We start from the raw sequence: 12,933 nt of genomic DNA, 5'->3' as shown, positions 1-12,933 counted from the left end.
GAGCCATTTTAGATATTCAGCTAAAAGTCGATTTAGCGTTATTTGTTCTGCTTCACCGGACGTTTCCAGCCTGCAATATGGCGTTGTTTAACGCGTGTAATGACCAATTCACCTTCACCAACATTCGCAGTGACGGTTGAGCCAGCCCCCACAGTAGCGCCTTGACCAATCGTTACCGGGGCCACAAGCTGAGAATCCGACCCAACAAATACGTTATCTTCAATGATGGTTTTGTGCTTGTTTGCACCGTCGTAGTTACAGGTGATAGTACCTGCGCCAATATTCACGCCTTTGCCTACTTCGGCATCCCCAATATAAGTGAGATGATTAGCTTTGGAGCCCTCCCCAAGACGAGAGTTTTTCATTTCCACGAAGTTGCCCACATGAGCATCATCCGCCAAAACAGCGCCCGGACGTAATCGAGCAAATGGACCAATGGTACATTTCGCCCCCACAGTTGCAGACTCGATGACGCTATTGGCGCGAATCAGCGTGTCTTCACCCACAGAACAATCGATCAACACACTATTGGGACCAACAGTCACGCCATCAGCAAGCACTACATCGCCCTGAAATACCACATTCACGTCAATTTCAACGTCTTGCCCCACCGAGAGTGAGCCTCTAACGTCAATACGCGAGGGATCACGTAAAAGGGCACCTGCTCGCATTAACGATTCAGCCTGTAGACGCTGATATTCACGTTCGAGATTTGCCAGCTGAACCTTGTCATTCACACCTTCAACCTCGGCCTCTGTGGCCGGGTGAGCGGCTTGAATGCTACGCCCCTCATTTGCCGCCATAGCAATAATATCAGTCAGGTAATATTCGCCCTGAGCATTGTTATTATCAAGGTTCGACAACCAGCGTTTTAAATCCGCTCCACCTGCACACAAAATGCCGGTATTGCATTCATTAATCAGGAGTTGTTCAGGTGCGGCATCTTTCTGTTCGACAATGCCAACCACTTGGTCTTGATGATCACGAATGATGCGGCCATAGCCCATAGGGTTCGCTAAGTTAACAGTCAGTAACCCAACGCCACCTTCGGGTTGTTGAGCGATGAGAGCTTTGAGTGTTTCTGTGCTGGTCAGAGGCACATCGCCGTACAATACAAGGACTTGGTCGTTGTCTGCAATGGCAGGCAAAGCCTGATCCACTGCGTGACCTGTGCCTAACTGTTCAGCCTGTTCTGCCCACTCAAGTTCACGATGAGCAAGCGCGGCTTTGACTTGGTCGCCCCCGTGGCCGTACACCACATGGATATGTTCTGCACCCACACCACTGGCAGCATCAATTACATGCTCAACCAACGTTTGATGTGCCAGTGTGTGAAGTACTTTAGGAAGACGAGAGCGCATACGAGTACCTTTACCCGCAGCAAGAATTACAACACTCAAAGCCATGAAGCTTGTCCTTTTGATTCGCTGATTTCTACATTATAGAAGGATGTTAACTGATTGCCCTTGTTAGGCAAATGTCAGCCATAAAAAAGGCGACCAAAAGGCCGCCTTTTTTGAAGCAGTGCATCAGATTAACCGAAACGCTGTTTGGTGTACTCAACAACTTGCAACTGTGCAATTGCTTTTGAAAGCTCTTGCGCAGCTAATGCATAGTCGAAATCAGCACCAGCACTCGCGATTTTCTGCTCTGCGCGACGCTTGGCTTCTTGCGCTTCTGCTTTGTCGATATCATTGGCGCGGATAGCTGTATCCGCAAGCACAGTGACTTGACTCGGCTGAACTTCAAGCACACCGCCAGAAAGGTATAAAACCTCTTCTTCACCGTGTTGCTTGACGATACGCACCATGCCAGGCTTCAATTGCGTTAACAGAGGTGCATGGCCAGGTGTAATACCCAACTCACCTTCTGTACCCGCAACTTGTAGGCTCTCTACGCGGCCGTCGAAGATCTCGCCTTCTGCACTTACCACATCAAGATGAACCGTCATTGCCATAGCTAGCTCCTAGAGTCTAAAAAGACTTAAACGTTCTGCGCTTTTTCAACCGCTTCGTCAATACCGCCAACCATGTAGAAGGCTTGCTCTGGAAGGTGATCATACTCACCCGCCAAAATGCCTTTAAAGCCGCGGATTGTTTCTTTCAAAGAAACGTACTTACCTGGCGAACCAGTGAAGACTTCTGCAACGAAGAAAGGTTGTGACAAGAAGCGAGAGATTTTACGAGCACGAGCAACGGTCAATTTGTCTTCTTCAGACAATTCGTCCATACCCAAAATCGCAATAATATCTTTCAACTCTTTGTAGCGTTGAAGCACTGATTGAACAGCACGAGCAGTTTCGTAATGCTCTTGGCCGATGACCAATGGATCCAACTGACGTGATGTTGAATCGAGAGGGTCAATCGCAGGGTAAATACCCAAAGACGCAATATCACGGCTCAAAACAACCGTTGCGTCCAAGTGAGCAAAGGTTGTTGCTGGTGATGGATCGGTCAAGTCATCCGCTGGTACGTATACCGCTTGAATCGAGGTAATAGAACCTGTCTTCGTTGATGTAATACGTTCCTGCAAAGCACCCATTTCTTCAGCAAGTGTAGGCTGATAACCTACCGCAGAAGGCATACGACCCAACAGTGCAGATACTTCTGTACCCGCCAAGGTGTAACGATAGATGTTGTCCACGAAGAACAATACGTCACGACCTTCATCACGGAATTTCTCCGCCATGGTCAAGCCGGTCAATGCAACGCGCAAACGGTTACCCGGTGGCTCGTTCATCTGACCGTATACCATCGCAACCTTAGATTCGGCTGGATTCTCTACGTTTACAACGCCAGCTTCCTGCATTTCGTGGTAGAAATCGTTACCCTCACGAGTACGCTCACCCACACCTGCGAATACTGACAAACCAGAGTGTTGTAATGCGATGTTGTTAATCAATTCCATCATGTTGACGGTTTTACCAACACCCGCACCACCGAACAGTCCAACTTTACCGCCTTTTGCGAACGGACATACAAGGTCAATAACCTTGATACCTGTTTCTAGTAAGTCAGTAGAGTTTGATTGCTCTTCGTAGCTTGGCGCAGCACGGTGAATAACATAACGCTCTTCTTCACCGATTGGGCCAACTTCATCAATTGGCTCGCCTAATACGTTCATAATACGGCCAAGGGTCGCAGTACCTACTGGTACTTGGATGCCTTCGCCAGTATTGGAAACTTCTTCGCCACGGCGAAGACCTTCAGAAGCACCCATCGCAATGGCACGTACAACGCCACCACCAAGTTGCTGCTGAACTTCCAGAACCAGACCTTTATCTTGTACAGTCAGCGCATCGTATACCTTAGGTACAGAATCTTGCGGAAACTCCACATCGACTACGGCGCCGATAATCTGGACAATTTTACCGTTACTCATTGTTTATCCTCTGAATCTCGTTTGATTCCCTACCTAAACGGCAGATGCACCTGAGACGATTTCCGTCAACTCTTGGGTAATACTCGCCTGACGGGCTTTGTTGTATACCAAGGTTAAATCGTCAATCAGGTTGCCCGCATTGTCGGTCGCGGCTTTCATCGCCACCATACGTGCAGCCTGTTCACAAGCTAGGTTTTCTACAACGCCTTGATAAACTTGAGATTCGGTATAACGAACTAAAAGTTTATCGAGCAATTCTTTCGCATCTGGCTCGTAGATATAATCCCAGCGGTGTTTCAATTCTGCTTCATCTGACTTAGGTAGAGGCAGCAACTGGTCAATGGTCGGATCTTGTTTCATGGTGTTGACGAACTTGTTCGACACCACGTACAGGCGGTCAATTTCGCCAGCATCGTATTTTTCCAGCATCACCGTTACCGTACCGATAACGTCTTGCACTGAAGGCGTATCACCCAAACCAGAGGCTTGAGCTACAACTGCGCCACCGAAGCTGTTGAAGAAGGCTGTTGCCTTACTTCCGATAACCGCCAAGTCAACTTCCACTTCTTTTTCTTGCCATTGCTTCATATCAGCCATGACAGATTTGAATACATTAATATTCAAACCACCGCATAAACCGCGGTCCGAGGAAATGACAATGTAACCGACACGCTTGGCTTCACGCTCTTCTAAATAAGAATGGCGATATTCCAAACTACCAAGCGCAATATGACCAATCACCTTGCGCATGTTTGCGGCATAAGGCCGTGATGCTGCCATTTGCTCCTGCGCTCTGCGCATTTTGCTGGCTGCAACCATTTCCATTGCACTGGTGATCTTCTGAGTGCTTTTAACACTCGAGATCTTGCTTTTAATCTCTTTTGCGCCGGACATCTCTTACTCCAAACGTTACAGGTGAGCCACAAGGGCTCACCAGTTACCAGGTTTGAGTGGCAACAAATTTATCAAGCGCTTCGGTCAAAGACGCTTCAATATCTTTGTTGTAGTCACCCGCTTCATTAATGGTGTTCACTAATTCAGCATATTCGCTAGCAACGTAAGAATGAAGAGCTGCTTCGAAAGAGCTAACTTTGGCAAGTTCAACCTTGTCTAAGTAGCCTTTTTCAGCTGCAAACAGAGATACCGCCATTTGAGCAGTGCTCAATGGTGCATATTGTGCTTGCTTCATCAGCTCTGTAACACGTTCACCGTGCTCAAGCTGACGACGAGTCGCTTCATCAAGATCAGATGCGAACTGAGCAAACGCTTGCACTTCGCGATATTGAGCAAGAGCAGTACGAATACCACCACCGAGCTTCTTAATGATCTTAGTTTGCGCAGAACCACCCACACGAGAAACCGAAATACCTGGGTTAACAGCAGGGCGTAGGCCAGCGTTAAACATGTCAGTTTCAAGGAAGATTTGACCATCGGTAATCGAAATTACGTTGGTTGGTACGAACGCAGAAACGTCACCACCTTGGGTCTCAATGATAGGTAACGCAGTCAAAGAACCGGTCTTACCTTTCACTTCACCTTTAGTGAACTGTTCTACATACTCAGCGTTTACGCGCGATGAACGCTCAAGCAAACGGGAGTGGAGGTAGAAAACGTCACCTGGGTATGCTTCACGGCCTGGTGGACGCTTCAGCAACAGTGAGATTTGACGATATGCAACGGCTTGCTTAGACAAGTCATCGTATACGATCAATGCATCTTCACCGCGGTCACGGAAATACTCACCCATGGCACAGCCAGAGTAAGGAGCTAAGTATTGCAACGCAGCAGCTTCAGAAGCAGAAGCGACAACCACAATGGTGTTGCTCAGTGCGCCATACTCTTCGAGTTTACGTACCACGTTTGCAATGGTTGATGCTTTTTGACCAATCGCAACATAAACACTGTAAATACCAGAGTTTTGTTGGTTGATGATGGCATCAATTGCAATCGCAGTTTTACCGGTTTGACGGTCACCAATGATCAGCTCACGTTGGCCACGGCCAACTGGAATCATGGAGTCAATTGCCTTAATCCCTGTTTCTACAGGTTGGTCAACTGATTGACGTGCAATAACACCAGGTGCAATCACTTCAACAGGAGAGAAACCATCGTTATCGATAGGTCCTTTTCCGTCAATTGGCTCACCCAATGTATTCACAACACGTCCCAATAGGCCTTTACCTACTGGCACCTCAAGAATACGTCCGGTACTTTTAACTTTAACGCCTTCAGCCAAGTCCGCATAAGGACCCATAACAACTGCACCTACAGAGTCACGCTCTAAGTTAAGTGCAATTGCATAGCGGCTGCCAGGCAATTCAATCATTTCGCCTTGCATTACATCAGCAAGGCCATGAATACGGATAATACCGTCAGAAACAGAAACGATAGTACCTTCGTTTCGTGCTTCACTTACTACATTGAACTTCTCAATACGTTCTTTGATCAGTTCACTGATTTCTGTGGAATTCAGTTGCATGCTCTAAGTCCCCGATTAGGATTGTAGCACTTCGGCCATACGCTCTAGTTTCCCGCGCACTGTATTGTCAATTACAAGATCATCGACCTTAATAATCATTCCGCCAACCAACTCTGGGTTAACAGTACAGTTCAAACGGACTTCACGAGCTAGCCGTTTTGACATAGCGGAGCTAACTTGCTGTTGTTGAGCATCGGTCAGGGCAACGGCTGACTCGACGTCAACCTCTGCTTTCTTTTGATACTCGGTCACCAATTGTGAATAAATCACGAGAACGTCAGGCAAAGCCAGAAGACGTCCATTTTCAGCCATCACCTTCACTAGGTTTTGACCGAACTCATCGAGTTGTTCGCCACACACTTGAATGAACAAGTCTGCAACGCGCTCCGGTGATTCACCACTGGCCAGCACAGTGCCCACAGTCTCGTTTTTTGCTACTTCAGCAGCAAAACTCAACATGGCGGACCATTTGTCTAACGCCTTGTGCTCAACAGCATACTCAAATGCTGCTTTTGCATAAGGGCGGGCGACAGTTGTCAATTCAGACATTCGTCAAACCCTCCGTTATAGCTCAGACGCTAATTTGTCCAAGATGTCGCTATGTGCGGCTGGATCGATAGAGCGCTCCAAGATTTTTTCAGCACCAGCAACTGCTAATGTTGAAACTTGAGTCCGTAACTCTTCACGAGCACGGTTACGCTCTGATTCGATTTCAGCTTGAGCTTGAGCAAGAATTTTCTCGCGTTCGGCCTGAGCTTCAGTCTTCGCTTCGTCTATGATTTGGTTCTTGCGTTTGTTCGCCTGATCGATGATTTCACCGGCTTCTGATTTAGCTTGCTTGAGAGAGTCTTTGGCTTTCACCTCAGCTAACTCAAGACGCTTGCCAGCTTTTTCTGCATCAGCAAGACCGTCAGAGATTTTCTTCTGACGCTCTTCAATGGCTGCCATAAGTGGCGGCCAGACAAACTTCATACAGAACCAAACGAAAACTAAAAAGGCGATGGTTTGGCCGATTAGGGTAGCATTAATACTCACGACCTCTCCTCCTTCGTTGGTTCGATTAAATGTTTAATGTGGACGTTCAATATCACTAGAGCGTCGATTAAACAGCGAACAACAAGTACAGACCGATACCTACACCGATCATAGTCACAGCATCAAGCAGACCAGCTACGATGAACATTTTCACCTGTAACTGAGGAGCCAATTCTGGTTGACGAGCTGAACTTTCTAGGAACTTGCCGCCTAGCAAACCAAAGCCGATACCAGTACCTAAAGCACCAAAACCGATTAGCAAAGCTACAGCGATAAATTTAAGACCCAGTACTATTTCCATTGGTGTCTCCAATCAAATGGTTGTTATGAATTAAAAGTAAATTAAAGATTAGTGGTCTTCACTGGCCATGCTTAGATAAACAATAGTCAGCATCATGAAGATAAATGCCTGCAACGTAATCACAAGAATGTGGAAGATAGCCCAGCCAAGCTGAAGTACCCCAGCAAGACCGCCCAAAAGGACACCCGCACTGTACATAATTGCAATCAAGATGAAGATCAGCTCACCTGCGTACATGTTACCGAACAAACGCAGAGCAAGTGATACAGGCTTCGCAATCAAGGTGACACTTTCCAGCAACAAGTTAACTGGAATGAATAACGCTTGAACGAATTTGTTGGGAGAGTTGAATGGGTGCATGGTCAACTCTTTGACTAAGCCCATAAACCCTTTGACCTTGATGGTATAGAACAAGATCAATACGAATATGCTGAGGCTTAATGCGAATGTGATGTTGAGATCCGTTGATGGAACCACTTTCATGTACGGGATACCAGCCGCTGTCGCAAGGCTAGGAATCCAGTCCACTGGAATCAAATCCATCAGGTTCATCAAAAACACCCAAACAAAAACTGTTAACGCCAATGGCGCGATGAGACGACTGCGACCGTGGAAGGTATCGCGGACACTTTGGTCTACGAACTCAACAATCATCTCAACAAAGCATTGGAGTTTGCCAGGTACGCCGGTATCGGCTTTTTTAGCAACTGAGCGGAAAATGAATAGGAATAAAGCACCTAAAAAAGCAGACCAGAATAGCGAATCGACATTGAATGTCCAAAAGCCAGTGCAGTGACCTGCAGCGTCTACGTTTTCAGCAGCACAAACTTGAAGGTTTGTGAGGTGGTGCTTGATGTACTCTGAAGATGTCAGAGCTTCACCTGTGGCAGCCATAAATCGTCCCGATTTTATCTAGATTTTAAAAACAGAGGTCCGAGCCAAACCGGTACCATGGCGATGACATAGCCAATGAGTATCAGTTCAGCATTGAACCTAAATATAGCCAGCCCGACCACTAAAAAGATCACACTGGAAAAAATTTTTACCGATTCACCAAGGTAGAAAGCTCGAACTGTGTTTTGAGCCATGCGAGCACCTGTTAAAGAAAACGCTAATTTCGCAAAAATAGCGTAGGGCACTAACGCACTAATTCCACCTGCAAATGCAGCAATTGCCGCGTTTTTTCCGATTCCTATTAGAGATACCGCACATGCTAGTGCAATAACAATGATTTGAATCAGTATTATTGTTTTTGCTAAGCGTCGACCCGCAGCATTAATCAATGACGCCCGCGTTGCTTTTGTCCCCAGTTGTTGTTTCAGTAACAAGCTACTTAACATAGTCCAACCAGTGTTTCGTTATAAAGCGGGCGAATTTTAAGGGGTTTCAAGGGTAAAATGCAACAAACCATTTGATCTGAATCAACTCATCAGCTCAGTGGTTAACCAACCGTGTAACATTAGTTGATTCTGCTTAATATTCCATCAAGCTCATCGAGATTGGAATAATCAATCACGAGTTTGCCTTGTCCCTTAGGGTTGCAGCTGATTGAAACAGACGCGCCAAGCCTTTCGCTAAGTGCATTCTGAAGCGATTCTATGTTTGGATCGATTGTTTTTTTCGCCGTCTTTCGAACCGGTTCAAGCAGCTTTTTTACCAATTTTTCGGTCTCTCTAACCGATAAAGATTTGGCTGAAACAGTATTTGCAGCATCAATTTGACGTTCATCTTCTAATGCCAATAATGCGCGCGCATGACCCATATCCAAGTCACCATGCTCAAGCATCGTTTTAACGGGTGGATACAAACTGTTCAATCTGAGTAAATTTGATACAGTGGTGCGAGACTTACCCACAGCCTCAGCCACTTGTTGATGTGTCAATTCAAACTCATTCATGAGGCGGTCGAGGGCAATTGCTTCTTCCATCGCATTGAGATCTTCACGTTGAATATTCTCAATCAGCGCAATTGCAACAGCGGCGTTGTCTGGCACTTCCTTTACCAAACAAGGAATAACATCCAAGCCTGCAATTTGTGAAGCGCGCCAGCGGCGTTCTCCCGCTATGATTTCATATTGCTCAGGTCCAACCGAACGCACTACAATGGGTTGGATAATGCCTTGAGCTTTGATTGAATTGGCTAATTCATCCAACGCTTCATCAGACATGTCTTTTCGTGGCTGGTACTTACCCGGCTGAAGCAGTTCAATGGGTAATTTCTTTAGTTCATTGCTCGACGCTTCTATCGCATTAGACGACTCGTCAGGAGTTTCAGTGGTCTTATCGCGCGCGGCCTGATTATTAGAAAGCAAGGCCTCTAGACCCATTCCTAGGCCACGTTTTTTCACTGACATGAGTAACTCACTCTCCTCTAATTAAGCTGCGGTATCGCTGTCGTCGGTTTCATTTTCGGCGCGTCGAAGTATTTCGCCCGCCAATGACAAATAGGCTTTCGAGCCAGTCGAGCCTTTGTCGTAATACATCACTGGAGTGCCAAAACTTGGCGCTTCAGCGAGTCTCACATTTCGTGGAATAACAGTTCGATAAACTTTGTCACCAAAATGCGCACGAAGTTGGTCTGACACATCGTTGGCCAAACGGTTTCGCGGATCAAACATGGTTCGTAAGATCCCTTCCACATGCAAATTAGGGTTCACCACAGCCGTTAATTGATTGATCGTATCGAGTAAGGCAGTTAAGCCTTCGAGCGCATAATACTCGCATTGCATTGGCACCAAAATAGAATCGGCAGCCGACATCGCATTCACGGTCAATAAGTTTAACGACGGTGGACAATCTATAAATACGTATTGGTAGTAATCTAGGTAGGGCGCTAACGCGGTGCGAAGCCGAACTTCACGCGCAAACACTTCCATCAATTTAATTTCTGCGGCTGTTACATCGCTATTTGCTGCGATGACATCATAGCCAGCTGCCGTATTTTTAACAGCAACTTCATCAAGCGGCTTTTGATCAACGAGAAGTTCATAAGCGGTGTTTTCCACATCGTACTTATCAACTCCGCTCCCCATGGTTGCATTACCTTGCGGATCTAAATCGATTAACAACACTTTGCGTTTTGTGGCAGCCATTGATGCCGCTAAATTTACCGCTGTTGTTGTTTTACCAACGCCACCTTTTTGGTTGGCAATCGCAATTACCTTGCCCACAGGAACTCCATGATCAATCGGTTGATGTTTTTTCAATCACAACTAAATGGCGCTCTTCCGAAAGCTCATATACGTCCAAAGAGTGACTTGTTTTCAATTCAAACTCGTTGGGTAAATCAGCTATTTCCTGTTCGGGATACACGCCTTTCATGGCCAAAAACTGCTGACCTAAGTGACCACACCAATTGAGCATATCATTGATTGAGGCAAATGCGCGACTCAGAATTGCATCATAAGGAGCAGGCGGCTGGTGCGCCTCTACTCGACTTTGAATGGGGTTAATATTGTCTAATTTCAGCAGGTGCTTGACCTGCATCATGAAGCGCACACGTTTGCCCAAGCTATCAAGCAAGGTAAAGTTCGCGTTAGGCATCGCAATCGCCAATGGTATTCCGGGTAAACCAGGCCCCGTACCTACATCGATGTACGATGCATCTGACGCTAAATGTTGGGCAACAGTCAAGCTATCCAAAATATGGCGCACCATCATTTCGTCAGGATTCCTAACGGACGTTAAATTATACGCTTTGTTCCATTTGTCGAGTAATTCAACATACCCCACCAATTGTTGTTTTTGATGATCGGTAAGGGACATGCCTTGATAGGCTAAACCGTCTTCTAATATCTTTGCTAAACGACTCATTTAAGCAGTTTTCCTCAACAAGCCCATCTTTTTCAAATGAACCAACAACACACTAATGGCAGCAGGTGTAATGCCTGAGATACGAGATGCTTGTCCAACGCTTTGCGGTTTTGCATCGTTCAATTTGGCCACCACTTCGTTAGATAATCCCGGCACTACGGAAAAATCCAAATCAGTGGGTAGCAAGGTTTGTTCGTTGCGTTTTTGCTTTTCAATCTCACCAAGCTGACGCTCAATGTATCCGGCATATTTGATTTGTACTTCAACTTGCGCAGCCGCTTCGGGATCCTCTAGACCAGGCCCAATCGAGTCAATCGACATCAGTTGCGCATAAGTCATCTCAGGCCGACGCAAAATGGTTTCTAAGCTGTGTTCGCGGCTAATTGGTTGCGTGAGCAATGGATTCAAAGCTTCAACAGATTCATGCTGGGGGTGGACCCAATTATCTTTAAGACGTTGTTTTTCAAGCTCTACATATTCCATCTTCTGGTTAAACCGCGCCCAGCGAGCATCATCCACCAACCCAAGTTTCCGTCCTTGTTCGGTCAAACGAATATCAGCGTTGTCTTCACGAAGTAACAATCTGTATTCGGCACGGCTCGTAAACATGCGGTAGGGTTCTTTTGTTCCCAATGTTGCCAGATCATCGATCAATACGCCCATATATGCTTGATCGCGCTTGGGTGACCAAGCGTCATGCTCATGTGCCATTCTCGATGCGTTCAAGCCTGCTAAAAGACCTTGAGCACCGGCTTCTTCATAGCCAGTTGTGCCGTTAATTTGCCCGGCTAAAAACAGCCCTTCAATAAATTTGCTTTCCAATGAAAACTTCAGATCGCGGGGATCAAAATAATCATATTCGATCGCATAACCTGGACGTGTAATATGGGCATTTTCAAAGCCTTTGATCGAACGTACTAAATCAACTTGAACATCAAATGGTAGGCTCGTTGAAATACCATTGGGATAGATTTCATGCGTTGTTAAACCTTCTGGTTCAACAAAAATTTGATGTGAATTTTTATCAGCGAAGCGCGTCACTTTGTCTTCAATCGATGGGCAATAACGCGGGCCAACACCTTCGATAACCCCTGTAAACATTGGACTTCGGTCTAATCCACCACGAATTATTTCGTGCGTACTTTCATTCGTGTGCGTAATGAAGCAAGGAATTTGCTGTGGATGCAGCGCTTGGCTTCCCATGAACGAAAAAACAGGCGTTGGAGTATCGCCCGGTTGTGCTTGCATCACTGAAAAATCCAAACTTCGTGCATCAATGCGAGGCGGCGTTCCAGTTTTTAAGCGATCGGTACGCAATGGTAATTCACGTAAACGATGTGCCAACGAGATCGCAGGAGGATCGCCTGCACGGCCTCCAGAGTAGTTTTCTAAGCCGATGTGTATTTGGCCTGCTAAAAACGTCCCTGTGGTCAATACAACAGTTTTAGCCGTGATCTTAAGGCCCATTTGGGTCACGACTCCTGTGACTTTGTCACCTTGAACGATCAAATCATCACATGCTTGTTGAAATACCAATAAATTAGGTTGGTTTTCAATAATTTCTCGGATTGCTGCTCGATAAAGTACGCGATCAGCTTGTGCTCGAGTCGCTCTAACTGCTGGTCCTTTGCTGGCATTCAATGTTCTGAATTGAATACCTGCGCGATCCGCTCCTAACGCCATTGCACCGCCAAGTGCGTCAATTTCTTTGACGAGGTGACCTTTGCCAATACCACCAATCGCAGGATTACATGACATTTGCCCTAACGTTTCAATGTTGTGAGTGAGCAGCAATGTATTACTGCCGGAGCGCGCAGCAGCAAGCGCTGCTTCTGTACCAGCATGACCGCCTCCGATCACGATGACATCAAAATGTTGTTGCAGGTCCATGGTTGTTCTCAATTGTGTTCAAGGCACGAAGTAGC

At 46.4% G+C, this 12,933-nt stretch carries 14 protein-coding genes; all 14 read right to left on the bottom strand.

The window, feature by feature from the left end; all coding sequences use genetic code 11:
* Positions 1-38: 38 nt before the first annotated feature.
* Positions 39-1,406: a bifunctional UDP-N-acetylglucosamine diphosphorylase/glucosamine-1-phosphate N-acetyltransferase GlmU gene (gene glmU, locus NAF29_RS00375; protein WP_251259443.1), complete on the bottom strand. Its 1,368-nt coding sequence runs from the start codon at positions 1,404-1,406 to the stop codon at positions 39-41.
* A 128-nt stretch (positions 1,407-1,534) separates the two neighbouring features.
* Positions 1,535-1,957: a F0F1 ATP synthase subunit epsilon gene (locus tag NAF29_RS00370; RefSeq protein WP_251259442.1), complete on the bottom strand. Its 423-nt coding sequence runs from the start codon at positions 1,955-1,957 to the stop codon at positions 1,535-1,537.
* Positions 1,958-1,983: 26 nt separating this feature from the next.
* Positions 1,984-3,381, bottom strand: a complete 1,398-nt coding sequence (atpD, locus tag NAF29_RS00365; RefSeq protein ID WP_251259441.1) for a F0F1 ATP synthase subunit beta — start codon at positions 3,379-3,381, stop codon at positions 1,984-1,986.
* A 33-nt stretch (positions 3,382-3,414) separates the two neighbouring features.
* Complete coding sequence (gene atpG, locus NAF29_RS00360) at positions 3,415-4,275, bottom strand: F0F1 ATP synthase subunit gamma (RefSeq protein WP_251259440.1); 861 nt, start codon at positions 4,273-4,275, stop codon at positions 3,415-3,417.
* Positions 4,276-4,318: 43 nt separating this feature from the next.
* Entirely contained in the window at positions 4,319-5,860 is a 1,542-nt protein-coding gene (atpA, locus tag NAF29_RS00355) for a F0F1 ATP synthase subunit alpha (protein WP_251259439.1), read from the bottom strand.
* Between the two features lie 15 nt (positions 5,861-5,875).
* Positions 5,876-6,409, bottom strand: a complete 534-nt coding sequence (atpH, locus tag NAF29_RS00350) for a F0F1 ATP synthase subunit delta (RefSeq protein ID WP_251259438.1) — start codon at positions 6,407-6,409, stop codon at positions 5,876-5,878.
* Positions 6,410-6,424: 15 nt separating this feature from the next.
* A complete protein-coding gene (atpF, locus tag NAF29_RS00345) occupies positions 6,425-6,895 on the bottom strand; it encodes a F0F1 ATP synthase subunit B (RefSeq protein WP_251259437.1) in 471 nt (156 codons plus the stop codon).
* A gap of 67 nt (positions 6,896-6,962) precedes the next feature.
* A complete protein-coding gene (atpE, locus tag NAF29_RS00340; protein ID WP_251259436.1) occupies positions 6,963-7,196 on the bottom strand; it encodes a F0F1 ATP synthase subunit C in 234 nt (77 codons plus the stop codon).
* Between the two features lie 48 nt (positions 7,197-7,244).
* Positions 7,245-8,090 carry a F0F1 ATP synthase subunit A gene (atpB, locus tag NAF29_RS00335; protein WP_251259435.1) on the bottom strand — a complete coding sequence of 282 codons (846 nt, stop codon included), beginning with the start codon at positions 8,088-8,090 and terminating at the stop codon, positions 7,245-7,247.
* A gap of 14 nt (positions 8,091-8,104) precedes the next feature.
* Positions 8,105-8,536 carry an ATP synthase subunit I gene (locus NAF29_RS00330; RefSeq protein ID WP_251259434.1) on the bottom strand — a complete coding sequence of 144 codons (432 nt, stop codon included), beginning with the start codon at positions 8,534-8,536 and terminating at the stop codon, positions 8,105-8,107.
* A gap of 119 nt (positions 8,537-8,655) precedes the next feature.
* Entirely contained in the window at positions 8,656-9,549 is an 894-nt protein-coding gene (locus NAF29_RS00325) for a ParB/RepB/Spo0J family partition protein (protein WP_251259433.1), read from the bottom strand.
* Positions 9,550-9,570: 21 nt separating this feature from the next.
* Entirely contained in the window at positions 9,571-10,365 is a 795-nt protein-coding gene (locus tag NAF29_RS00320) for a ParA family protein (protein ID WP_251259432.1), read from the bottom strand.
* Positions 10,366-10,378: 13 nt separating this feature from the next.
* On the bottom strand, positions 10,379-11,008 hold the full coding sequence (gene rsmG, locus NAF29_RS00315; RefSeq protein ID WP_251259431.1) for a 16S rRNA (guanine(527)-N(7))-methyltransferase RsmG: 630 nt from the start codon (positions 11,006-11,008) through the stop codon (positions 10,379-10,381).
* Positions 11,009-12,898, bottom strand: a complete 1,890-nt coding sequence (gene mnmG, locus NAF29_RS00310; protein WP_251259430.1) for a tRNA uridine-5-carboxymethylaminomethyl(34) synthesis enzyme MnmG — start codon at positions 12,896-12,898, stop codon at positions 11,009-11,011.
* Positions 12,899-12,933: the final 35 nt, after the last annotated feature.

Source organism: Echinimonas agarilytica, assembly GCF_023703465.1.
Lineage (GTDB): Bacteria > Pseudomonadota > Gammaproteobacteria > Enterobacterales > Neiellaceae > Echinimonas > Echinimonas agarilytica.
This window is presented reverse-complemented; position numbering and strand designations above follow the sequence as displayed.

What these genes read in the sequence shown, in the direction of transcription:
- glmU (WP_251259443.1), bottom strand. Translation starts at nt 1,406, where the DNA reads ATGGCTTTGAGTGTTGTAATTCTTGCTGCGGGTAAAGGTACTCGTATG.
- NAF29_RS00370 (WP_251259442.1), bottom strand. Translation starts at nt 1,957, where the DNA reads ATGGCAATGACGGTTCATCTTGATGTGGTAAGTGCAGAAGGCGAGATC.
- atpD (WP_251259441.1), bottom strand. Translation starts at nt 3,381, where the DNA reads ATGAGTAACGGTAAAATTGTCCAGATTATCGGCGCCGTAGTCGATGTG.
- atpG (WP_251259440.1), bottom strand. Translation starts at nt 4,275, where the DNA reads ATGTCCGGCGCAAAAGAGATTAAAAGCAAGATCTCGAGTGTTAAAAGC.
- atpA (WP_251259439.1), bottom strand. Translation starts at nt 5,860, where the DNA reads ATGCAACTGAATTCCACAGAAATCAGTGAACTGATCAAAGAACGTATT.
- atpH (WP_251259438.1), bottom strand. Translation starts at nt 6,409, where the DNA reads ATGTCTGAATTGACAACTGTCGCCCGCCCTTATGCAAAAGCAGCATTT.
- atpE (WP_251259436.1), bottom strand. Translation starts at nt 7,196, where the DNA reads ATGGAAATAGTACTGGGTCTTAAATTTATCGCTGTAGCTTTGCTAATC.
- atpB (WP_251259435.1), bottom strand. Translation starts at nt 8,090, where the DNA reads ATGGCTGCCACAGGTGAAGCTCTGACATCTTCAGAGTACATCAAGCAC.
- NAF29_RS00330 (WP_251259434.1), bottom strand. Translation starts at nt 8,536, where the DNA reads ATGTTAAGTAGCTTGTTACTGAAACAACAACTGGGGACAAAAGCAACG.
- NAF29_RS00325 (WP_251259433.1), bottom strand. Translation starts at nt 9,549, where the DNA reads ATGTCAGTGAAAAAACGTGGCCTAGGAATGGGTCTAGAGGCCTTGCTT.
- rsmG (WP_251259431.1), bottom strand. Translation starts at nt 11,008, where the DNA reads ATGAGTCGTTTAGCAAAGATATTAGAAGACGGTTTAGCCTATCAAGGC.
- mnmG (WP_251259430.1), bottom strand. Translation starts at nt 12,898, where the DNA reads ATGGACCTGCAACAACATTTTGATGTCATCGTGATCGGAGGCGGTCAT.